The sequence below is a fragment of the Streptomyces sp. NBC_00328 genome (genome assembly GCF_036139655.1).
Classification (GTDB): Bacteria; Actinomycetota; Actinomycetes; order Streptomycetales; family Streptomycetaceae; genus Streptomyces.
This window is the reverse complement of record NZ_CP108013.1, coordinates 8487078-8508220: the sequence shown is the minus strand read 5'-3', so window position 1 is coordinate 8508220 and position 21143 is coordinate 8487078. Positions and strand designations below refer to the sequence as shown.

The following is a 21143-nucleotide window of genomic DNA, read 5'->3' as shown; positions in this document are numbered from 1 at the left end:
TTCAGCTCACCACTCCGGTCATGACGCCCACGGGCACGGCGATGAAGCCGGCCGTGAGCAGCAGCGCGAGGACGTTCGCGATGGTCTTCAGGGCGCGGTCGCGGGTGCGGCTGCCTGCCCCGAGGGTCTGGGCGGCGCTCCAGAAGCCGTGCCGGATGTGCAGGCCGAGCGCGAGCATCGCGACGATGTAGACGACGTTGCCGTACCAGGTGGAGAAGGTGTCCACGACGTTCTGGTAGGGGTGGCCCTCCTGGAAGCCGCCGGAGTGCACGGTGCCGGTGGTCAGGTCGAGGAGGTGCCAGACGATGAACAGGCCGAGGATGATCCCGCCCCAGCGCATCGTGCGGGTGGCGTAGCTCGCGCCGCGCTTCCTGTGCACGTACTTGGCGGGCCGGGCCTTGATGTCGCGTCGGCTGAGCTGGTACGCGGACGTGGCGTGCGCGGCCACGGCGACGACCAGCACCACGCGGACGAGCCACAGGGTCCACTCGTAGTGCATGAAGGGTTCGCCGACGGTGCGCAGCCAGTGGGCGTAGTGGTTGAACTCGCCCGCGCCGAAGTAGATCTTCAGGTTCCCGATCATGTGGGCGACCAGGTAGAGCAGCATGATCAGGCCGCTGACGGCCATCACGGTCTTCTTGCCGACGGAGCTGTCCCACACGGTGCGCGCCATGGACGGCCGTCGGTCCGTCCGCGTTGCCAGAGCCATGGGACGAGACGGTAGGCCGCGGCGAACCGATCGGTCCAAGACATGAAGCGGCTGGTTTCCATAGACCTGAGCTATCGTCGAAGGGTGCAGTTCCACCAGCTCCAGTACTTCGTGGCCGTCGCGGAGACCCGGCACTTCACCCGGGCCGCCGAACTCGTGCATGTCGCGCAGCCCTCGCTGTCGCAGCAGATCAAGTCGCTGGAACGGGAGTTGGGGGCCGATCTGTTCCTGCGGGCGCGCGGGAACATCACGCTGACCGACGCGGGCGAGGCACTGCTGCCGCTCGCCCGGCGCATCCTCGCCGACGCGGACACGGCCCGGCACGAGGTGCAGGAGCTGGCGCAGCTGCGCAGCGGCCGGGTGCGGCTCGGCGCGACCCCGAGTCTGTGCACCGGTCTGCTTCCCGACGTGCTGCGCGCCTTCCACGACCGCTATCCGGGCATCCGGCTGCTGATCGAGGAGGGCGGCTCGCACGATCTCGTACGGGAACTCGCGCGCGGCGCCCTCGACCTCGCCCTGGTCGTCCTGCCGCTGCCGACCCCGTCCCCCGCGCTGACCACGGTGGAGCTGCTGCACGAGGACCTGGTGGTGGTGTCGTCACCGGAAGCCCCCGTGCCCGGCGGTGGCGGCCGCCGGGGCACGGTGCGTGTCGCCGATCTGGAGGGAGAGCGCCTAGTGATGTTCCGGCACGGCTACGACCTGCGGGAACTGACCGTCGCCGCCTGTCGCGCCGAGGGCTTCGAGCCCGACTTCGCGGTCGAGGGCGGTGAGATGGACGCGGTGCTCGGCTTCGTCCGGGCAGGCCTCGGCGTGGCCGTCGTACCGCGCATGGTGGCCGCGCGGTCCGGGCCGGGGCTGCGGGTGACACCGTTGGCCCCGCCCGGACTCGAGCGGACCATCGCGCTGGCGCACCGCAGCGATGTGGCACCGCCCCGGGCCGCCCGGGAACTCCAGCGGATGCTGCTGGAACGCTGAGGGCGGGCCGCCCCGGGCTCACCAGGTCGGGATGAGGCCTCCGTCGATGACGAAGTCGCTGCCGGTGATGTTGCGCGCGCGGTCCCCGGCGAGGAAGAGAACGAGGTCGGCCACCTCCGACGGCTCGGAGAAGCGGCCGGTGACGCTCTGGCCGGAGGCCTGGGCGACCACGTCGTCAGGGGTGAGCCCGGCGGCGGCCGAGACCGTGGCGGCCACCCCCCCGCCGCCGAGCCACAGGTCGGTCTTCACCGGACCGGGGCTCACCGTGTTGACGCGGATGCCCTTCGGGCCGACCTCCTTGGACAGTGCCTTGGAGAACGCGACCAGGGCTGCCTTGCCCGCGCTGTAGTCGATGACCAGGGGGTCGGGCAGTGTGGCGTTGACCGAGGCGATCGTCACGACCGAGCCCTGTCCGGCGGCCAGCATCGACGGCAGGGCCGCACGGGTGACCCGTACGGCCGTGAGCAGGTTCAGGTCGACGGTGCGCCGCCAGTCCTCGTCGGTGACCGACAGGAAGCCACCGGTGCGGGCGGGGGCCGTACCCACGTTGTTGACCAGGACGTCGATGCGCCCGCCCGCCGCCTCGACGAGCCTCCCGGCGGCGTCGGGTTCGGCGAGGTCGACCGGCACCCAGGTCACGTTCCCCTTCCCGGCCAGGGCGTCGAGGCCCGCCGAGGTGCCGCGGGAGCCGGCGATCACCGTCGCGCCCGCGCCGGCCAGTGCCTCCGTGACCGCGAGTCCGATGCCCTTGCTGGCTCCGGTGACGACGGCCGTCCTGCCCTGAAGTTCGGTGCTCATCCGTCTCAGCTCCATCGGTAAGAGGTACCTCCTGCCAGTGAGGCACAGGGACGGCCGGGAGCGCGAGGCGTCCCGTGGGCGGCCGGGGCCCGGTGAGGCGGAGGACGCCGACGGATCCGGGACGCGGTGCCGTCCCGTGTTCCGGCGGCGGTGCGCGGCGCGTCCCCGTTCCGGGAGGCCGCGCCGCGCCGCGGTGCTCAGCCGACCGCGTCGACCAGCGCCAGCTCGTGCAGCCGCTCCGGCGGCCCCGGACGGGCGTAGTACCAGCCCTGGGCCGTGTCACAGCCCAGTATCCGCAGCTGTTCGGCCTGCGCGCCGGTCTCCACGCCCTCGACCGTGACCGCCAGGTCGAGACTGTGGGCGAGGGAGACGATGCCCTCGACGATCTTCAGGTCGACCGGATCCGCCGGGAACTGCTGCATCCCCTGGGTGAAGGACCGGTCCAGCTTGAGGATGCTGACCGGCAGACGACGGAGGTTGGCCAGGTTCGAGTAGCCGGTGCCGAAGTCGTCGAGCGCGATGTCGACGCCCATCTCGGCGAGCCTGCGCAACGGCTTGAGCAGATCGTCGTCCGCGCCGATCAGCGCGGACTCGGTGACCTCCAGGCACAGCGCCCGGGCGTCGAGACCCTCACGCTCCAGGATGTCGACCGTGTCCTGGACCAGGCCGGGATGGGTCAGCTGGCACGGCGAGAGATTGACGTTGACACGCAGCGGGCCGGCGGCGGAGTGCCGTTCCTGCCAGCTGCGGGCCTGGCGCACCGACTGCTCCAGGACCCAGCGGCCGAGCGGCACGATCAGTCCGGTGTGCTCGGCGAGGGGGATGAAGCGGTCGGGTCCGAGGACACCGTGCTGCGGGTGCAGCCAGCGCACCAGCGCCTCCGCGCCCCGCACACTGCCGTCGCCGAGGTGCACCAGCGGCTGGTACTCGATGAAGAACTCGCCCCGGTCCAGGGCGGCCGGGAGCGCGGTGGTGAGTCCGTTTCGGGTGATGGCGCGGGCGTCGGCCTCGGGGTCGGCCAGCTCGAAGCGGTTGCCGCCCGCGGACTTGGCCCGGTACATCGTGATGTCGGCGCTGCGCAGCACCTCGGCGGCGCCGCGCTCCCCGGCCGGGCCCTCGACGACGCCGACGCTGCCCCGTACGGTCAGGTCACGGCCGTCGATGCTGATCGGGGTGACGAGCGCGTTCATGATGCGTCCGGCCAGTTCGTCGACCTCGCGCTCGGTGTCCGGGCCGGTGGTGAGGGCCACGAACTCGTCGCCGCCCAGCCGGGCGACCATCTCGCCGGGGGCCGTCGCGCAGGACTGGAGGCGGTCGGCGACCTCGACGAGCAGCCGGTCGCCGGCCGCGTGCCCGAGGCTGTCGTTGATGGTCTTGAAGCCGTCGAGGTCGAGGTAGCAGAGCCCGAAGCGCTGTCCCTCCCCCGCCGCCAGCGCCTTCTCCAGCCGCTCGAAGAACAGGGTCCGGTTGGGCAGTCCGGTCAGCGCGTCGTGGGTGGCCTCGTAGCGCAGCCGCAGATTGAGCAGCCGCCGCTCGGTGGTGTCCTCCATCAGCGCGAGCTGGTACTGGGGTTCGCCGTCCGCGTCGCGCAGGAGCGAGACCGTCAGGTTGGTCCACAGGGCGGTGCCGTCGGGGCGGTAGAACGCCTTCTCCACGTGGTAGTGCTCGCGCTCACCGCGCACCAGCTCCTCGTACAGCCGCCACACCTGAGGGCCGTCCTCGGCGTGCGTCCATTCGAAGACCCGGCGCCCCCGCATGGTCTGTTCCGAGCCGCCGAACATGCGCAGCAGGGCTCCGTTGACCTGGAGGATGTTGCCTTCGAGGTCGGCGATGCCGATGCCTATGGCCGCGCCCTCGAACACCGCGCGGAAGCGGGCCTCACTGTCGTGCAGTGCCTCGGCGACGGCGCTGCGCGCGGTCAACGCCGCCTGTGAGATGGCCTGTTGTTCGGCGAGGGTCCGCTCCCGAAGCGCCTCGGCGTACCCGGCGGCGATGGCGTGCTGGAGCCGTGCGGAGCGGGTGCGCAGCGCTTCCTTGGGCCCGTCCTCGCCGCAGTAGAGCACCAGGTAGGCGTCCACGCAGTCGAGGGCCCGGCTGAGAGCCTCCGGGTCGGTGCAGTGTGCCGCGACGAGTGCGGCGCCGACGCCGCGTCCCTCGGCCGCCTCGAAGGTCCTGGCCCGCAGGGCCTCGCTCAGCCGCCTCGCGAGCGGCAGCAGCTGTTCCTCGAACTCCGGCCGGGTCAGCGAGGTGGAGGTGACGGGGAAGACCGCCCGGCTCCAGATCGTCGCGAAACGGCGCAGTCTGTCCTCCGGCCCGTCCGGCTCGGCGCTCACGCCGCGCGTCCCACGCCGCCGAACCCGGAGAAGGAATAGGGATCCTCGTCCTCGGGTGCCGTGTCGGGCCGCCAGTCCGGCATCGGCACCAGTCCGGGTTCCACCATGTCGTACCCCTCGAAGAACCGCGCGATCTCCTCGCGCGTGCGCATGATCAGCGGGTTGCGGATGTCCTTGTACACGTCGACCGTGCCCTCGGCCTGCTCCCGTGAGAGCGGAATGCCCTCGAACGAGGCATGCGTGACGACGAGCATGCTTCCCGGCGCGAGGGCGTCGCGCAGTTCGGCCACCGCCCGGTACGGGTCGTCCGCGTCTTCCACGAAGTGAAGTATGGCAACGAGAAGCAGCGCGACCGGCCGGTTCAGGTCGATCAGCCGCTGAACCGGGTGACTCACGAGGATTTCCTGGGGCTTGAGGAGGTCCGCGGCGACGACGTCCGCGTGCTCGTTGTCCCGCAGCACGACCTGACTGTGTGCGACGGCAACGGGGTCGTGGTCGACGTAGACGACCCGTGCGCCGGGGCGGGCGGCCTGGGCGATCTCGTGGACGTTGCCGAACGTGGGGATGCCGGAGCCGATGTCGAGGAACTGGTCGATGCCCTCGCCGGCCGCGTAGCGGACCGCCCGGCGCATGAACGCCCGGTTCGCCTGCATGACCTTGGGGAGGCCCGGCATGAACTCCATCGCCTTGCGCGCCGCTTCCCGGTCGACCTCGAAGTTGTGCGAACCGCCCAGGTAGTAGTCGTATATCCGGGACACGCTCGGCACTGAGATGTCAATGCTGCGAGGGGCCCAGGCGGGACGCTCCATCTATCTCTCCAAGGCGTAGGCGACGGCACGGACGATCCGGTGTTCGAGCAGAGGCTACTGATCGCCCGCCAAAGGAGCGAGTCAAACCGGAAATTGACCGTCCGTTCCCGGTCACTGCCTCAGGCACGTGCCGAATTGGCATCTGCGAACGTATACCGCGAACGCCACTCACCGCCCCCGCGAAATCGTTCCGAAGCATTCCAAAAAGCTCGGCGGGGTCACGAAGCGTGGCCAAGTCCCCTGTCGTGCCGCGGCGTTCTTTCACATCCGGGCCGCCGACCGGATCTTTCACGTTCCGGCGACGGCCGGAATGCTTCGCCCGCGCCGGGGAGCACAAGGGTCCGCCCCCTCCGGTGGAGGGGGCGGACCCTGGGCGGCGCGTTCTTTCGGGCGAGCCGGTCAACCGTGGGGTGTTGACGCCCTACTCGGCCGCGCCGACCGGCTTTCCGTCGGGCGAGACGGCGTACCAGGTGCCGCCCACTCCCTGACCGTTGGTGTCGCCGGGAGCACTGTCACCGGAGAAGGTGTAGATCGGCCAGCAGTTGACCGACATCTGCTTCACGCCGTCGGGGCGCGTGAAGGGCATCAGGCCCTTCTTCTTGACGCCCTTGGTGTCGTCCTCGGAGACCGGGGCGACCGCGGGCCACTTCTCCAGGCAGGCGCCGGTGCAGGCCGACTTCGAGACGGGCCAGGCCTGGTCCTTCATGAAGCGGTAGACGGTCATGCCGTTCTTGTCGACGACGATGTCGCCGAGCTTCGCGTCCTTGCGGACCGACAGACCGGGCAGGGAGGCCAAGGTGGCCTTCTTGCCGTCGGGCGCCGAGGCGAACCAAGTGCCGCCCACGTTCTGGCCGTTGGTGTCACCGGCCTTGGTGTCCTTGGCGTACCGGTACATGGGCCAGCCGCCTATGGTCAGCTGCTTCGTGCCGTCGGACCGGGTGACCTCGCCGAGCAGTGCCTTGTCCACACCGGTGGCGGCTTCGGCGCCCTCGGCGGGCACGGGCGGCCAGGCGGTCGCGCAGGCACCGTCACAACTCGACTTCGGCGGCTCGGCGGTGTCCTTGTCGAAGCGGTAAAGGGTGAACCCGGAGCCGTCGGTCAGCACCTTGCCGAGCTTGACGCTCTCGGCCACGGCCAGCTCGCCCGCGGCCTCCGGCTTCGCGGCCGCCGCGCTCTCCTTGGAATCGGCTCCGTAGCCGTTGCCCGTACCGGCGGTGGTGCTGGTTCCGTAACCGCCCGCCGCCGAGGTGGCGCCCACGTTCTGGGCACCCGTCGAAGTGCCATTTTCCTGACCACACGCCGTCGTGAGCGCCAGCACGGCCGCAGCTGACGCTACGAGTGAGGCGCTCCGCCAGGAGGTCTTCATTGGTAACTCCCGCTGTTCGCATAAGTGTTGCAGCGCCCTGCAGCGCCGCGCATGGCCCTAGGTACGGGCGGGAGGTGCAGGAGTGTTCAAACGGGCCACAAATTTCTTTCGGAATACTGTGCGGCGGTCGACACGGATCGCTCACGTGTTCGATAAATGCCCGCTGTTCCCGGCCGCACGCGTCAGCCACCGGGGGCCGGAGGTACCCAATTCGTGGCCAATCCAGGACACTTCGGCGCGACCCGTCCCCTCGCGCCCCATGATCTTGGTCGTGCACGCACCCCAGCGGAATCGATCCGCCCTCGTCATACGGGTACTGGCGCTGACGGCGCTCACCTGGCTCCTCGTCGGCGCGCCGAGCGGAACGGCCACGGCCGACGCCTGCGCGTACGCCTCGACGGGCCAGGACGGCGACGGGATCACCGCGGTGGCCGTGGCGGGCGACGGGGCGGCCGCCGTCGCCGGACACACCGTCCGGTGTCCGGTCCCGACCCCCGCCCCGACCCCGCCCTGCCCGCCGACGCCCACGCCGACCCCGCCGGCCCCCGAGCCCCCTCCGCCGCCGAAGCCCAAGCCGACACCGAAGCCGGCCCCACCGCCTCCGCCCACCCACGCACCGAAGCCCGCGCCTCCACCACCGCCTCCGCCCCCACCACCGCCTCCACCGGCGCCGAGGCCGAAGCCCGCGCCGCCGCGGCCCGCTCCGGTCGTGGCACCGAGACCCACGCCGAAGCCCGCACCGACACCGAGCGCGCGTCCCGCTCCGGCGCCGGTTCCGGTCAGTTATCCGGCGTACCGCACCCCGCCGCACAAGCACGCGCCCCGCGGCGGTCCGTCACTGGTCTCGTTCACCCTGCTCATCACCGCGCCCGCGGTGCTCGCCGTCGCCGCGCTGCGCCCGCGCTGACCCCTGGAGGCACACTTTGTCGGATTGGCTTGTTCTCACCCTCGCGATGGCGGCCGCGTGCCTGGTGGTCCTCGTCGTGACCCTCGTACGCCATCGCAGGGCCCGTGAGGACGAGGACCCCACCGAGACGCCGGACGTCATCGAGTACATGACGATGATGATCGGCGTGGTGTACGCCATCGTCCTCGGACTGGCCATCGCCGGTGTCTGGGAGGCCCGCGGCGGCGCCCAGAACCAGGTGCAGAGCGAGGCGCAGGCCCTGCACGAGATCTCCGAACGGGTCCGGGTCTACCCGCCCGACGTCCGCGACCGGATCCGCGGTGACGTCGACGCGTACGTCCACTACGTGGTCACCACCGAGTGGAAGGCCATGGCCGAGCAGGGCCGGGTGACCCCGGAGGGCGGCCGGCTCCTCGACCGGGTCCGGCACGACGTCACCGACTACCGGCCGAAGTCGGACTTCGAGGCGCAGGCCTACCAGCCGCTCCTCGACCAGGTGACGGCGGCCGACACCGCGCGCAGCGCCCGCGCCGGCTCCACGGGGGCGACCATGCCGGGGGTGGTGTGGTTCGGGCTGATCACCGGCGCCGTGGTCACGGTCGGGATGATCTTCGCGCTCCAGATCCGGCGCACCGCCCGGGAACTGATCCTGGCCGGGCTGTTCTCCGCCCTGATCGCGTTCCTGCTGTTCCTGATCTGGGACTTCGACGCGCCCTACAGCCGCGGGATCACGGCGTCGACGGAGCCCTTCACGGCGCTGTTCCCACACCTCCCCGGGTGACGTGCCCCCTGGGGGCCTTCCGTGGACGGGGGGCGGGCGCCACGCCGTGCGCGTCCCCCGTCCGCACGCACGCCGTCCCCCGAACGGCCCACACAATTGCCCCGTTCGCGCTACTGGGATCGCGCCCCTGTTCGCCCTTTCCTAGCGTTCCGATCATCGAGGTGCATTTCCGGCGCAAGCGGAATAGGTCCGCAGCAAGGCTCCTCGGGGACCTGGAGGCTCACCATGCGCGCGATACGCGTCGCTTCGGCCGCACTGCTGGGCATGACCGCCCTGACCTTCGCCGCACCCGTCGCGTCCGCCGGCGACGGGGACCACGGACTCACCCCGATCACCCCGTTCGCCTTCAGCGTGCAGCCGTCGACCGTAGCCGCCGGTGGCCAGGTGTCCCTGCTCCTGAAGCGGGACGGCGGGTGCAGGGGAACCGCCACGGTCACCTCCGGGGTCTTCGACACCGTCACCATCCCGCCGGGGCAGTCCTCGGCCACCGCCATGGTCGACTGGGACGCCAGACCCGGGGCCGTGTACGACGTGACGTTCTCGTGCGGCGGAGCGAGCGGCAGCACCGGTCTCACGATCACCGGCGGCCGGTCGCCGGTCCCGCCGAACCCGGTGCCCCTCCAGCGGGGCGTGCGGGCCGGCGTCGGCGGCAGTGTCGGCGGCTTCGACCTGAAGCAGATCGGGGTGGGCACGGCGCTCATCGCCGGTTCGGTCGGCGCGGCCTGGTACCTGTCCCGCCGGCGCGCCCCCTCCGACGAGACCTGACGAAACGGCACAGCCCTCCACCCCGGACCCGGTCGGGCGGGTCCGGAGCGAAGGGCTGTCACGTGCGGCCCGCGCGGCGGACGGCCGGCCTCCGAAGGGGGGCGGGACCGGCCGCTCGCCGGCGGAACGGTCAGATGTGCCGCTCCGACCTGCGCCGCATCCAGAACACCCCGCCGCCGACGGCCGCCGCGGCCACCAGACCGCCGCCGATCGCCATGTCGGTGGGCGTGGCACCGGTGGTGCTGCTGCCGCCGAGGCCGCCGCGCACACCGCCGATGACGGTGAAGGCGGCCGGGCGGGTCAGCGGGCCCGTCCCGTCGCAGTTGACGGTGATGTCGTACGAGCCGGGAGCGGCGTCCTGGTTGATGGTGGCCGTACCGCTGGACGACTCGTTGCGGCTGCCCAGGAGCGGCGAGAGTCTCGCCTGACGGAAAGCGGGAGAGGTCATCGTGCCTCCCTTCGGGCACCCGTCGACGGTCACGGTGAGCTGGCCGCCACGGGCGATGACGCTGGGCATCGCGACAATGTTGCTGGGCGTGTTCCACGCCGCGGCCATCGGGGCGGCGAGCCCCACGGCGGCGACCGCGGCGGCGGACACCGCCAGGGCACGAGTAGTACGCATGTGATCCTCCGCGGGGGCGCCCCGGGAACCGTCCCCGGTGGATCGGCGAGAAAGCGCCTCCCAGTCAGACCCTCAGATGCCGTGCACGCGGCCGCATTTCGGGAATGGTCCGTCCTGGTGAGAGGACACGCCGAAGGAATTCCACACAATCGGATATTGCCGCAGGTCACGGACTGTCAGAAAATTCCTGGTCACGGCAACTCGGATGGCGCACGGGGCTTTCCTTCGGCCACCCGTTCGCCCGCGCCCCGTCGCCGGGCGGCCTTGCTGCCATTAGCGTGCTCATATGCGCGGATGACGAGGCGACGGCCGCGTCGAGAGGGGATTACGAATGTCTGCGTCCGAGTTGGCCGAAGAGGAGGAGCGGCAGAGGAAGCGCGCTCCTTGGGGCGTCATAGCGCTTGTTCTGCTGACCGGCCTCGCACTCATTCGGAACGGTTCCGGCGAGTTCGACGTGGGCCCCCCGCAGCCGGCCTCGGCGGCAGCGGCGGACAGCCGCACGCCGGGCGGCACGTTCCCGAAGGCGCCCGACGCGCTGCCGTACTCCGTGGCCGACCGGGTACGGATCCCCGCCATCCGCGTCGACGCCCCGGTGATGCCGGTGGGCCTGGACGTCGACGGCTGGGTCGACGCGCCGCCGCCCGACGACGCGAATCTCGCCGGATGGTTCACCGGAGCGGTCTCCCCCGGCGAGAAGGGCACGGCCGTGATCGTGGGCCATGTCGACAACATGCGGGGCCCCGCCGTCTTCTACGGGCTCGGGGCGCTCAAGAAGGGGAACAAGGTCGAGGTCCTGCGCAAGGACGGGAAGACCGCGGTGTTCGAGATCTACGGCATCGAGGTCTTCGCGAAGAGCAATTTCCCCGGCGACCGTGTGTACAACAGCAAGGGAACCCCCGAACTGCGCGTCATCACGTGCGGCGGCGGTTTCTCCAAGCAGCACGGATACGACGGCAACGTGGTCGTCTTCGCGCGCCTTTCCGAGGTGCGCTGAGCGTTCCCGGACCGGGCGGGCGAAAAGCCGGTCGGCGAGGCGTTCCGCCTCCCGCCGGCCGACCCGGCCGAAAGCCCCGCGGCACACCGTGCGCGGGGCCCTTTTCGGTTCTAGGCGTACTTACGACGCGGCACCGCCATGTGGTAGCCGGCGTCCAGCAGTCGCGGGAGGTAGGTGCGCAGCGCCTGCACGCTCTGTGAGCGGTCGCCGCCCGCGTCGTGCGAGAGGACGACGACACCCGGGGCGGCCTCCTTCTTGACCGTGCCGACGATCGCGCGGGTCCCCGGCCTCGCCCAGTCGTTCGTGTCGATCGTCCAGGACATCGGCTCCATGCCGAGTTCGGCCCCGATCTGGTAGGTCGCCCGGTTCCACTCCCCGTAGGGCGCGCGGAACCAGGACGGCGGCTCGCCGCAGGCCTCGTCGATGACCTCGCTGGTGCGCTCGATCTCGGAGCGGATCGCGGAGCGCGAGAGCTTGGTGAGCAGTGGATGGCTCCACGTGTGGTTGCCGACGAGGTGACCGTCGTCGGCCATCGCGCCCAGCAGGTCCTTGTTGCCGGCGGCCATCTGCCCGCACACGAAGAACATGGCGTGCACGTCGTACTCGCGCAGGATCCGCAGGATCTCGGGGGTGTAGTGCGGGTCGGGGCCGTCGTCGAAGGTCAGCACCATGGAGCGGCCGCGCCCGGACACACGGATGAAGGGCTCGTGCCGGACGAGGGTCCGCAGCTGCGTGCCGTGCGGCGGGGCGCCGTACCCGGCGAGGGGCTGGAGGCGGTAGGCGGAGGGCTTGAGGGCCCGGTTCGCCTGCGGGCCGGAGAGCGGCAGACCACGTGCCGGCTCCGCGGCCCGGCCGGCGGTCAGGACACGGGCCGTGCCCGCCGCTCCGGCCGCCCCCAGGACGGCGGCGCCGGCGATCAACGCCCGGCGCCGGGTAATCGGCTGATCCTTTTTCATGACAAATCAGTCACCCGGCGGAGGGCTCACCACGCCGGGCAACACCCGTAGGGCCTCGCGAATACACCCGCATGGACCATTCAGCGACGGCGCACCAGCGGGAACGGCAGCGTTTCACGGATCGTCAGGCCGGTCAGGAACATGACCAGCCGGTCGACGCCGATGCCGAGCCCGCCGGTGGGCGGCATGGCGTACTCCAGCGCGTCCAGGAAGTCCTCGTCGAGCTCCATCGCCTCCGGGTCTCCCCCGGCGGCCAGCAGCGACTGCTCGGCGAGCCGGCGACGCTGCTCGACAGGGTCGGTCAACTCCGAGTAGGCGGTGCCCAGTTCCGTACCGAACGCGACGAGGTCCCAGCGTTCCGCGAGCCGCGGGTCGGTGCGGTGCTGCCGGGTGAGGGGGGAGACGTCGGTCGGGAAGTCCTTGTAGAACGTGGGGAGCTGGGTCTTCTCCTCGACGAGACGTTCGTACATCTCCAGGACGACGTCACCGCGTCCGTCGTCCGCCGTGTACGGCACGCCCGCGCGGTCGCACAGCCGCAGCAGCCTCTCCAGGCTCGTGTCGGCGTCGATCTCGTCCCCCAGCGCCTCGGAGACCGCTCCGTACACCGTCTTGACGGGCCAGTCCCCGGAGATGTCGTACTCGACGCCGTCCTTGCGGGCGACCGGTGTGCCGAACGCGGCGGTGGCGGCACCCTGGATCAGCTCGCGGACGAGGTCGAGCATCACGTCGTAGTCGGCGAAGGCCTGGTACGCCTCCAGCATCGTGAACTCGGGGTTGTGCTTGTAGGAGACACCCTCGTTGCGGAAGGTGCGGCCCATCTCGAACACCTTCTCCATGCCGCCGACGCACAGCCGTTTGAGGTAGAGCTCGGGCGCGATGCGCAGATAGAGGTTCAGGTCGTAGGCGTTGATGTGGGTGGTGAAGGGACGGGCGTTGGCTCCGCCGTGGATCTGCTGGAGCATCGGGGTCTCGACCTCCAGGTAGCCGCGGTCGAGCAGCCCCTGGCGCAGCGCCTGGACGGCGGTGGAGCGGGCGCGGACGACGTCGCGGGCCGCGGGGCTGGACACCAGGTCGAGATAGCGGCGGCGCACCTTCGCCTCGGGGTCGGCGAGGCCCTTGCGCTTGTCGGGCAGCGGGTGCAGGCATTTGGCGGTGAGCCGCCAGGAGGTGACGAAGACCGTCGGCTCGCCGGAGTCGCTGGCGCCCGCGAGACCGTCGGCGCTGATGTGGTCGCCGATGTCGATCACCTGCCGGAAGCGGTCGAGCGCCGAGCCGGACTCCTTGCGGGTGAGGGCGATCTGGAGGTCACCCGACCAGTCGCGCAGCACGGCGAACAGGAGGCCGCCGAAGTCGCGTACGAGCATCACGCGTCCGGCGACGGTCACGTCCTCGCCGCCGCGGACGTCGGCCAGGACATGGGTGCGCGGCGGGATGCCGACCGGGTAGGGGTCGGTGCCCTCGGCGCGCAGCCGGTCGAGTTTGCGGTACCGCACGCGGACCTGGTCGGGCAGCCCGGTGGTGAGGTCCTCGCTCCCGGCCCCGCCGTCCGCGTCGAGGCCGAGGGCCGCCAGCGACGGCAGTCCCGCGGTCGTGGCGGGTGCGGGTCCCCCCTTCGGATGCCCCTTGCCCCACAGACTGCGCAGCGAGGGCACGGAGACGAAGCCCTCGGCGATGGCGGAGGCCATGCCGATGCGGGCGAGGGCGCCGGTGTCGCCGTAGCAGATGAAGCGCGGGTACCACTCCGGGTGGTACTTGGCGTTGGAGCGGTACAGGGCCTCGAGCTGCCACCAGCGGGAGAAGAACAGCAGCAGTCTGCGCCAGAGTCTGAGCACCGGGCCGGCGCCGATGCGGGCGCCCTCCTCGAACACGGAGCGGAACACGGCGAAGTTGAGGGAGATGCGCCGGACCCCGAACTTGCCGGCGACCGCGCACACCTCCGCGACCATGAACTCCATGACGCCGTTGGGCGCGCTGCGGTCGCGGCGCATCAGGTCGAGGGAGATGCCGTCGCGGCCCCAGGGCACGAAGGACAGGAGCGCGAGGAGCTTGCCGTCGGACCCCATCGCCTCGACGAGCAGACAGTCGCCGTCCTCGGGGTCGCCGAGCCGGTCGAGGGCCATCGAGAAACCGCGCTCGGTCTCCGTGTCGCGCCAGGCGTCCGCCCGGCCGACGATCTCCTCCATCTCGCTGTCGGTCAGGGTGGAGTGCCGGCGGACCCGGCAGGTGGCGCCGGTGCGTTTGACGCGGTTGACGGCCTGCCGGGTGACGCGCATGTCGCGGCCGGACAGGTCGAAGCCGGCGACGTGCAGGATCGCCTCGTCGCCGAGCTGGAGGGCACCGAGCCCGGAGCGCGCGAACGCCTTGGCGCCCTCCTCGGACGCGCCCATCGCGGCGGGGGCCCAGGCGTAGCGGCGGGCGATGTCCAGCCAGGCGGCGATCGCGTGCGGCCAGGCCTCCCGGTCGCCGACGGGGTCACCGCTGGCGAGGCACACTCCGGCCTCGACCCGGTAGGTGACGGCCGCCTTGCCGCTGGGCGAGAAGACGACGGCCTTGTCCCGGCGGGTGGCGAAGTAGCCGAGGGAGTCGCCGCCTCCGTACACCTGGAGCAGGGCGCGGATACGGGACTCCTCGTCACCGTGCAGGGCCGCGACCAGACGCTGGGAGCGGAAGAGCGTGGCGGCCGCGTTGAGCAGGGCCAGAGCGCCGAACAGGCCGAGCACGAAGAACAGCCAGCGCGGCGGACGGCCGTCGAACGAGCGCCCGGAGACGAGTCCGCCGCAGACCCGGTTGGCGGCCCACAGCAGCCGCTGGCCCTCCGCCAGGGTGCCGGGGAACAGTTCGACCAGACCCCAGCCGAGCAGGATCGCCACGACGAGTCCGGTGACCAGGACGAGCAGGGCCCGTCGTACGGCGGCGCGCCGCGAGTCGGCGTAGAACTCCCGGCGGGCCACGATGAGCAGGGCGAACAGGAGTCCGCAGACGATCAGCGAGGGGATCGAGGCGGCGTACAGGCCGGCGGCGATCCCGAGGATGTCGGTCAGGACGAGCAGGCCGAGGTAGACGACCACGAGCCACCAGGCGATCTTCTTGCGGGCGGCCGTCGCGGCGGCGAGCAGGAAGAGGAAGACGGCGTACGCGAGGTTGGCGCTGACCGGGATGATCAGAAGGTCGAGGAAGCGCACGACCGGGCGCAGCAGCGCGCGCAGCGGGGGTATGAAGGCGAGCAGGGTGCAGAGCAGACCGATGGCGACGAAGAAGGCCGCGAATCCCTCGGGCACCTTGCTGAGGAAGCCGGTCCCGGGCGGCCGTGCCGGGCCGCTGGCGGTCTTCGGCGGGCGGGCCTCCACGGTGGCACTCATGGATCCGACTGTAGGAAGAGCGACGGCGCCCCGCCCGTCGAGCGGATCTCGGCGGCTCCCCCCGGGGCAGGCGGATCAGCGGGTTCCGATAGCCTCGCAGCCGTGACGGAAGAGCAGCACGCGCATCGGTTCGAGCGCGGGACGGACGGTCCCAAGGTCATCGTCGTCGGTGTGGACGGCTCCGACTCCTCGTTGCGCGCCGCGGCGTACGCCGGTGGTCTGGCGCGGCGGCAGCGGGCGCTGCTGGCGGTGGTCTACGTCAAGCCGGTGATGGCGGCGGGAGCGGCGCTCGGGGTGCCGGTCGCGGAGACGACGGACGAGATCGCCGAGGATCTGGTGCAGTACATCCGCGACGCCGCCGAGCGGGTGAAGGACATATTCGATGTGCGCTGGGAGTTCCACACGTTCCGCGGCGACCCCTTCAACGGCCTGGTCACCGCCGCGGACGAGCTGAAGGCGGACGCCGTGGTGGTCGGGGCCTCCGAGCAGTCCGGGCACCGGATCGTCGGTTCGGTGGCGGTCCGGCTGGTGAAGGCGGGCCGCTGGCCGGTCACGGTCGTGCCGTAGGCGGTGCGGCGGGAGTGCCGTGGAGGGTCGCCGTGCGGATGCCGTGCCGGTGGCCGCGCTCCCGCGTCATTCGGCCATGACGAGGCCGGACCGGCCCGCGCCCCTGCCGAGGACGACGTCGCGGATCCGGTCGCGGACGGCGCCGACGGTGGCGCCCCGCTCCAGCGCCGCGTCCAGGTCCACGACCCGGCCGGCGTCGAGGTCGAAGGCCAGCGGGACGAACTCGGCCTTCGTCACCTCCCACCGCTGTGAGCGCCGCGCGGGCGGGGAGAAGGTGAAGCGGCCGAGGGTGCTCTCGTTGCCGCGCGGGTCCTGGACGCCCCGGTCGTTGTACATCTCGCCGGCGATCTGATCGCCCGTGCCGTAGACGACCCAGGTGCCGTTGACCTTCTCGTACGCCTGCGGGACATGGGAGCGGGTGCTTGCAACAGGTGCAGGCGTAACGGGAAAGGCCGTCAGGCACAATGGAATACATGCACGAGGAGACCGTAGAACGCGAGCGGTGGGGCATATTGGCGCGCAAGTCCAAAGTCCTCGGCGAGGCAGACGCCCGCCGGGAACTCAGCACCGATGCGCAGATTGCGCAGGGCCGCCGGGCTGCGGAACGGGAAGGCGCTGACGTCCCGTCAGAGTTCATCTGGACAGAGCTTGGCTCCGCGTTTAAGGCGCGTCAACGAGATGAATTCGAAGCCGCTCTAGCGGCACTCGCGGCCGGAGAAATTAACACCCTCTGGTGTTATGACCTCTCCCGATTCTCTCGCAAGGGCGCCGACGACCTGATTGGCATTCTGCGCCCCGGCAAGGGTCGCGTGATTTTCGACTATGACGGACTCGACTCCTCTAACCCGCGCGACCGGCGATGGATCATCAATCGCGCAGAGGAAGCCCGCGAATACTCAGAGCGGCTGTCCGCCAACGTCAAAAACACCAAGCGGCTACAGCGCGATTCCGGCAAGTGGCTTAGCGCCTCCTCGTACGGCTACACAGTCCACCCCAAGACCCGGAAACTCCACCAAGACCGCAGCACCGAGGCTCACGAGACGTGCCCCGCTGCCGTTGTCTTCCGCATATTCACCGAGACAGCCGAAGGTGGAGTGGAAAACAGCCTGCGCAAAATCACTGCCCGGCTGAACAGCGACGGAATTCCCGGTCCTGCGGGCGGCACGTGGAATGTCACGGCCGTCTACCGCATCGCCCTGCACCCCGTCTACGAGGGTTGGCAGATTCTCAGTCAATGGCCTGCGGGTGCACACGCATACGTCTACCGCGACAAGAACGGCGAGCGAATCAGCGTCACCGACGAACCCATTGTGTCGGCCGAATTGGCGGCGCGCGCACGGGCTAGCGTCCGCAAAAGCAAGAATCCCGCGTTCACTGGAGCGCTCCCCCAACCCACAGCCGCCGCTCACACCCTTACCGGTCTTCCCCGGTGCGCCGGTTGTTACGGCTCATCACAGAAGACAGCGGGGGCATGGATGTGCGGCAAGCATCGTCGCTCGCCCGGTTCGTGCCCTGCTCCTGTCTCGCTCGATGGCGGGCACCTTGACCCGTGGGTAATCGAGACGTGGAAAAGTCGCCTTGCTTCGCTAGACACGGGCGATGAGGCAGACATGGAACTTGCCATGGCCATTACGGCCCGCTGGTCGGCCCTACAGGCGCCGGAAGAGACTGCCGATGCAACAGCGGCCCGGCGCGCCCTGGCAGAGGCTGAGGCAGCCCTACAGGATCTAGTGGATGGCCGGTATAAGCGCAAGGAATTCGAAGGACCCATGCGCAGGCTGTACCAACCGATGCTGGACGACGCGCTATCCGTAGTTTCGGCTGCCAAGGAAAACGCAGATCAGTACAGCGCGGGCCCTCTTGTCTGCCCGTTCATCGGGGACCGCGAATTGGTGGATGAGGCGTGGGAGACAACGACTCAGGACACCCGTCGCGCGTTGCTGGCGCTGGCGATTAACTGTGTGGTCATCCGTAGGCGGCCGGACGGCCCCATGCCGAATCGTTGGACACCGCTAGACGTTACGGAGCGTGCAGAAATCTACTGGCACGGCGACCCGCTACCGCCGAAACTTGCCGAAGCGCTTAAGCGTCGCCGGGGTGGACGGCGCAAGACGAAGTAGACCAAAGGCAACTTGAGAAGCCCCGTTCGATCTCCCAGGATCGGGCGGGGCTTTCTTGCGTCCCCAGGTATCCGCCCAGCGACCCCGTGAGCCTCTTCTAGCCCCGCTTGGCCCCCTCGGTCCGGCGGGGCTTGTTCGTGCCCTCAGATGGGCGCGTGCGCCTTTTCGGTGTCCTTCCGTGAACTCCATTCCCGGTCGTTTCTCATTACCTGACGGCCTGTCAGATAAGGCGCAGCCGGCCTGGGGTCCTGATAGGGCGTCAGATTCCGAATCTAGCGAACCATAGAGGCGCCCTCTCAAATGGTCTTAGGAAGAAGAATAGTAAGCGGAGAGAGGTACTGACGTGAGCGCAGACAAAGTATTTGAACGCATCCTGTCGTGGGTATCCGAGGACACTCACCGGGGGAGGCTGGCACGCGCGTTTCAGGGCAACCTGGGCGACAGTCCAGAGCTGCAAGCGAAGCGCATTGGGTTGCTGTCCATCTATCTGGAACGCGAAGCGCACAGCAAGCGGGGGCTCTCACTGGTCTAGGGCGAGCACCCCGAGACGTAAGCCGTCTGGTTACGTGACCAGACGGCTTTTTCTTGGCCTTATTTCGTCTCGTTTCGTCGCACCGCAACGGGAATTCCGACCCGTTTCGTCGCGCTACCCAATCATTCCGTCCCCGTTCTGTTCCCGGAAATCGAGGTTCCGTCTCATTACGTCTCCAGGAGAAACATTGACCACAGACTTGATTGTTGCGCTGCGTAACGCCGAATCTCTCGCATGGGAAGCCATCGCGAAGCCGTCTGAGGCCACGGCCGTACACCAGGCCATTACGGCAGTGCTGCGTATCGCTGAGAAGCAAGTCGCCGAACTCCGCTGCGAGGCGCCTACCTGTCAGAACGTCATTGAGTACGGCGGGGTAGGACGTCCTCGGCGCTTCTGTGCTGACCGTTGCCGGAAGGCAGCGCATAGGGCGAATCGGCGGCGCTGAGACAGCGGAGAAGGTTGGGCTGACGACTACTCTCTGTGGTTGTTTCTAATCCCGATCTGTTGTTATCGAATCTGAGTATCCAAGAAGAAACCCAAAGGGAAACCTAGAACCTGTAACACGTCATCGAGATAAGGAACAACCCGTGATTGGCTTCTACGACAGCCCGGTGTGTCAGGAGCAGGGGTGCGAGGAGTGGTTGACCGGCCGACAGACCCGGTTCTGTTCAGCGAAGTGCCGAATGCGTGCCCACCGTCGCGCACGCGCCACCCTGCCCGCTGAGAAGGTTTGTGTCCTATGCGGTGCCGCTTTCCGGCCGCTGAGAGGTAAGCAGACGTACTGCGATTTCGAGAACGATGCAGACGACACATGCGCCGTCATGCAGAGCGAGCGGCAATCCCAGCGGCTATCTCTGGACTCGGAGCGCTGGGAGAAGAAGTGTGACCATTGCGGCGAGTCAGCCGGATGGGATGGCGTAGGCCGACCGCGCCGCTTCTGTTCAAGTCGCTGCAAGACGGCGCACTATCGGGCGAGGGTATAACGCATTCGCAACGAAAAAGCGCGCTGTCATGCATTTGTGCAGGTCAGAATTTGGCGGACTAGACATGCCCTCTCTAATGGTTGTGAGAGCGGGATTCCCGCGCCAACACATAACCGGCGGACCGAGTGGCCCGCTCTCATGTCAACTCCCAAATTTGGGAGCTGCGAACACGCCCGGTCGGATGCCGATTTTCCCGGGTCGTACTCACTCCCCGAACATGCCGGGTAAAGCATGTGACTAAGAGCCCGGTTGCGCCGGACTTCCGCTGCGGACCGGCATCCGTGCAGCAGGAGTCAATGCAACCGGGCTCTTTCGTATTCCCAGGGATTCACGGGATTCACGCGAGGGCAGGCAGTAATCATGGACGCGTACGATCTCTTGGTCGCTCAGTGCACCCAATTCAACGAGGGTGCCCGCCTTTACCACGGTGCCCGGCTCGCCGGTCTGGAGCAACGATTGGCGCGGTTGGAAGAGACGACATTCCGAGCGGTCGAGATAGCGGCAGACCAAGGCAACTCAGCGCGCTGCACTGAACTGCTGGGCAACCTTGCAGAACTGCGGGATATGGCCAACGAAATGTGGGACGAGATCGAGCGTCCGTGTCCAGACTGGCGCCGCTTTTACGAGGAGGCACGCGCGTGACACCACCGCTTCGCATCTGCCGAACCTGTCGGCAGACACGTTCAATCTTTGACTTCAACAGTCCTAAGCGTGGCGTGCATTGCGACGGGTGCCAGAAAGATAAGGCGCTGGACGGGCTGTACAGAGTCTGGGCAGCAAGCTTCAGTCGTTGAGGCACCTCCCAAATTTGGGAGCAGCACAGCGGCTGTGAAGCGCTCTGAGGCACCCCGGCAGGTATGGGGGGCGACATGTCAGGGGGCAGGGGGAGGGCAAAACTTGACGGCTCCCCTCCCGGCACCCCCTCCCTTCGTGAAACTTGAATGCGCCTGGTAATCGCCGAAAAAGGCACAAGCGCTACGCAGCGCGCTGCATTGGCGCACATTTTCACGTAATCCCAAGCAAAGAGGTGCATCGATATGCGGGGAGCTATTCCCAATACCCCCACGCTGCGCCTCTTGCGCGGGCAAGCGGGCAAGGCTGAGGCTCAATCCCTCGTCCGGCCCGTCGAGGACGCTCCTGCGGCCCCTGAGGGGCTTTCTAGCGAGGCTTCGGCCGAATGGTCGCGGGTGGTTCCGGAGCTGTACGCGCGGGGCGTATTCGACCCCGTCCTAGACCATGCATTCATGGTCGTCTATTGCTCGGCATGGGCTACCTACATTGCAGCGATGAGTGAGCTAGCGGCAAGCGGCCTTACCGCTGATGGTTACCGAGGGCAGGTCAAGAAGTCTCCCGCCCATCAAATCGCGCGTGACTCTGCCGCGCTGATGGTGACATTCGGAGCGCGCTTCGGCCTTAACCCGCTGGACCGTCAGCGGCTCCACATTCCCTCTCAGGACACGCCCGATGATTCCGAGATTTCCGGGCTGCTGAGCTAGGCGCAGATAGAGCGCCGCTTTGAATCTTCCGGCGGCTGTGTGTCAGCGCCGCCGGGGGCACGGGATGGTCA

18 protein-coding genes and 1 pseudogene are annotated in these 21143 nt (G+C 69.0%); 10 read left to right on the top strand and 9 right to left on the bottom strand.

The window, feature by feature from the left end:
* Nucleotide 1: 1 nt before the first annotated feature.
* A complete protein-coding gene (locus OG485_RS37210) occupies nucleotides 2–673 on the bottom strand; it encodes a succinate dehydrogenase (protein ID WP_328674795.1) in 672 nt (223 codons plus the stop codon).
* 120 nt (nucleotides 674–793) lie between these two features.
* On the opposite strand from OG485_RS37210, the gene OG485_RS37205 reads away from it, so the two are divergent.
* A complete protein-coding gene (locus tag OG485_RS37205) occupies nucleotides 794–1684 on the top strand; it encodes a LysR family transcriptional regulator (RefSeq protein WP_328672970.1) in 891 nt (296 codons plus the stop codon).
* A gap of 18 nt (nucleotides 1685–1702) precedes the next feature.
* Here OG485_RS37205 and OG485_RS37200 read toward each other — a convergent pair whose 3' ends face one another.
* The 4 genes from OG485_RS37200 to OG485_RS37185 form a co-directional block, all read right to left on the bottom strand.
* Entirely contained in the window at nucleotides 1703–2482 is a 780-nt protein-coding gene (locus OG485_RS37200; protein ID WP_326784178.1) for an SDR family NAD(P)-dependent oxidoreductase, read from the bottom strand.
* A 197-nt stretch (nucleotides 2483–2679) separates the two neighbouring features.
* Nucleotides 2680–4815, bottom strand: a complete 2136-nt coding sequence (locus OG485_RS37195) for a putative bifunctional diguanylate cyclase/phosphodiesterase (protein WP_328672967.1) — start codon at nucleotides 4813–4815, stop codon at nucleotides 2680–2682.
* The gene (locus tag OG485_RS37190; RefSeq protein ID WP_328672964.1) at nucleotides 4812–5624 is read right to left on the bottom strand and encodes an SAM-dependent methyltransferase; all 813 of its coding nucleotides are present in this window, start codon (nucleotides 5622–5624) and stop codon (nucleotides 4812–4814) included. The genes OG485_RS37195 and OG485_RS37190 overlap by 4 nt, the downstream gene beginning before the upstream one ends.
* Nucleotides 5625–6045: 421 nt before the next feature.
* Entirely contained in the window at nucleotides 6046–6990 is a 945-nt protein-coding gene (locus OG485_RS37185) for an SCO0930 family lipoprotein (protein WP_328672962.1), read from the bottom strand.
* A gap of 271 nt (nucleotides 6991–7261) precedes the next feature.
* Between OG485_RS37185 and OG485_RS37180 the strand changes: the two genes are divergently transcribed.
* The 3 genes from OG485_RS37180 (at nucleotide 7262) to OG485_RS37170 (ending at nucleotide 9443) form a co-directional block, all read left to right on the top strand.
* Complete coding sequence (locus OG485_RS37180) at nucleotides 7262–7897, top strand: hypothetical protein (protein ID WP_328672959.1); 636 nt, start codon at nucleotides 7262–7264, stop codon at nucleotides 7895–7897.
* A gap of 16 nt (nucleotides 7898–7913) precedes the next feature.
* Nucleotides 7914–8678 carry a bestrophin-like domain gene (locus tag OG485_RS37175; RefSeq protein WP_328672957.1) on the top strand — a complete coding sequence of 255 codons (765 nt, stop codon included), beginning with the start codon at nucleotides 7914–7916 and terminating at the stop codon, nucleotides 8676–8678.
* A 225-nt stretch (nucleotides 8679–8903) separates the two neighbouring features.
* Nucleotides 8904–9443 (top strand): hypothetical protein, encoded by a 540-nt coding sequence (locus tag OG485_RS37170; RefSeq protein ID WP_328672955.1) that lies wholly within the window; start codon nucleotides 8904–8906, stop codon nucleotides 9441–9443.
* A 130-nt stretch (nucleotides 9444–9573) separates the two neighbouring features.
* On the opposite strand, the gene OG485_RS37165 is transcribed toward OG485_RS37170, so the two are convergent.
* Nucleotides 9574–10065: a hypothetical protein gene (locus OG485_RS37165; RefSeq protein ID WP_328672953.1), complete on the bottom strand. Its 492-nt coding sequence runs from the start codon at nucleotides 10063–10065 to the stop codon at nucleotides 9574–9576.
* Between the two features lie 331 nt (nucleotides 10066–10396).
* Here OG485_RS37165 and OG485_RS37160 point away from each other — a divergent pair, with 331 nt between their 5' ends.
* Nucleotides 10397–11059 carry a class F sortase gene (locus OG485_RS37160; protein ID WP_328672951.1) on the top strand — a complete coding sequence of 221 codons (663 nt, stop codon included), beginning with the start codon at nucleotides 10397–10399 and terminating at the stop codon, nucleotides 11057–11059.
* A 110-nt stretch (nucleotides 11060–11169) separates the two neighbouring features.
* Here OG485_RS37160 and OG485_RS37155 read toward each other — a convergent pair whose 3' ends face one another.
* Nucleotides 11170–12015, bottom strand: a complete 846-nt coding sequence (locus tag OG485_RS37155) for a polysaccharide deacetylase family protein (RefSeq protein WP_328672950.1) — start codon at nucleotides 12013–12015, stop codon at nucleotides 11170–11172.
* A gap of 80 nt (nucleotides 12016–12095) precedes the next feature.
* On the bottom strand, nucleotides 12096–15374 hold the full coding sequence (gene lysX / locus OG485_RS37150) for a bifunctional lysylphosphatidylglycerol synthetase/lysine--tRNA ligase LysX (protein ID WP_328672948.1): 3279 nt from the start codon (nucleotides 15372–15374) through the stop codon (nucleotides 12096–12098).
* 102 nt (nucleotides 15375–15476) lie between these two features.
* Here lysX and OG485_RS37145 point away from each other — a divergent pair, with 102 nt between their 5' ends.
* Complete coding sequence (locus OG485_RS37145; RefSeq protein ID WP_328672946.1) at nucleotides 15477–15941, top strand: universal stress protein; 465 nt, start codon at nucleotides 15477–15479, stop codon at nucleotides 15939–15941.
* 66 nt (nucleotides 15942–16007) lie between these two features.
* Here the strand turns inward: OG485_RS37145 and OG485_RS37140 are convergent.
* Nucleotides 16008–16361: pseudogene (locus tag OG485_RS37140) on the bottom strand (CapA family protein); the annotation flags it as partial.
* 53 nt (nucleotides 16362–16414) lie between these two features.
* Here OG485_RS37140 and OG485_RS37135 point away from each other — a divergent pair.
* The 4 genes from OG485_RS37135 to OG485_RS37120 all read left to right on the top strand — a co-directional run bounded on the left by OG485_RS37135 (nucleotide 16415) and on the right by OG485_RS37120 (nucleotide 21072).
* Complete coding sequence (locus tag OG485_RS37135; protein ID WP_328672945.1) at nucleotides 16415–18061, top strand: recombinase family protein; 1647 nt, start codon at nucleotides 16415–16417, stop codon at nucleotides 18059–18061.
* 343 nt (nucleotides 18062–18404) lie between these two features.
* Nucleotides 18405–18593: a hypothetical protein gene (locus tag OG485_RS37130; protein ID WP_328672942.1), complete on the top strand. Its 189-nt coding sequence runs from the start codon at nucleotides 18405–18407 to the stop codon at nucleotides 18591–18593.
* A 1343-nt stretch (nucleotides 18594–19936) separates the two neighbouring features.
* Nucleotides 19937–20218, top strand: coding sequence for a hypothetical protein (locus OG485_RS37125; RefSeq protein WP_328672941.1), 282 nt, complete (start codon nucleotides 19937–19939; stop codon nucleotides 20216–20218).
* Between the two features lie 395 nt (nucleotides 20219–20613).
* Nucleotides 20614–21072, top strand: a complete 459-nt coding sequence (locus tag OG485_RS37120) for a phage terminase small subunit P27 family (RefSeq protein WP_328672939.1) — start codon at nucleotides 20614–20616, stop codon at nucleotides 21070–21072.
* Nucleotides 21073–21143: the final 71 nt, after the last annotated feature.

Coding starts and splice junctions, on each gene's coding strand:
- OG485_RS37210 (WP_328674795.1), bottom strand. CDS start 673: ATGGCGCGCACCGTGTGGGACAGCTCCGTCGGCAAGAAGACCGTGATG.
- OG485_RS37200 (WP_326784178.1), bottom strand. CDS start 2,482: ATGAGCACCGAACTTCAGGGCAGGACGGCCGTCGTCACCGGAGCCAGC.
- OG485_RS37190 (WP_328672964.1), bottom strand. CDS start 5,624: ATGGAGCGTCCCGCCTGGGCCCCTCGCAGCATTGACATCTCAGTGCCG.
- OG485_RS37185 (WP_328672962.1), bottom strand. CDS start 6,990: ATGAAGACCTCCTGGCGGAGCGCCTCACTCGTAGCGTCAGCTGCGGCC.
- OG485_RS37170 (WP_328672955.1), top strand. CDS start 8,904: ATGCGCGCGATACGCGTCGCTTCGGCCGCACTGCTGGGCATGACCGCC.
- OG485_RS37165 (WP_328672953.1), bottom strand. CDS start 10,065: ATGCGTACTACTCGTGCCCTGGCGGTGTCCGCCGCCGCGGTCGCCGCC.
- OG485_RS37160 (WP_328672951.1), top strand. CDS start 10,397: ATGTCTGCGTCCGAGTTGGCCGAAGAGGAGGAGCGGCAGAGGAAGCGC.
- OG485_RS37155 (WP_328672950.1), bottom strand. CDS start 12,015: ATGAAAAAGGATCAGCCGATTACCCGGCGCCGGGCGTTGATCGCCGGC.
- lysX (WP_328672948.1), bottom strand. CDS start 15,374: ATGAGTGCCACCGTGGAGGCCCGCCCGCCGAAGACCGCCAGCGGCCCG.
- OG485_RS37135 (WP_328672945.1), top strand. CDS start 16,415: ATGCACGAGGAGACCGTAGAACGCGAGCGGTGGGGCATATTGGCGCGC.
- OG485_RS37125 (WP_328672941.1), top strand. CDS start 19,937: ATGGACGCGTACGATCTCTTGGTCGCTCAGTGCACCCAATTCAACGAG.
- OG485_RS37120 (WP_328672939.1), top strand. CDS start 20,614: ATGCGGGGAGCTATTCCCAATACCCCCACGCTGCGCCTCTTGCGCGGG.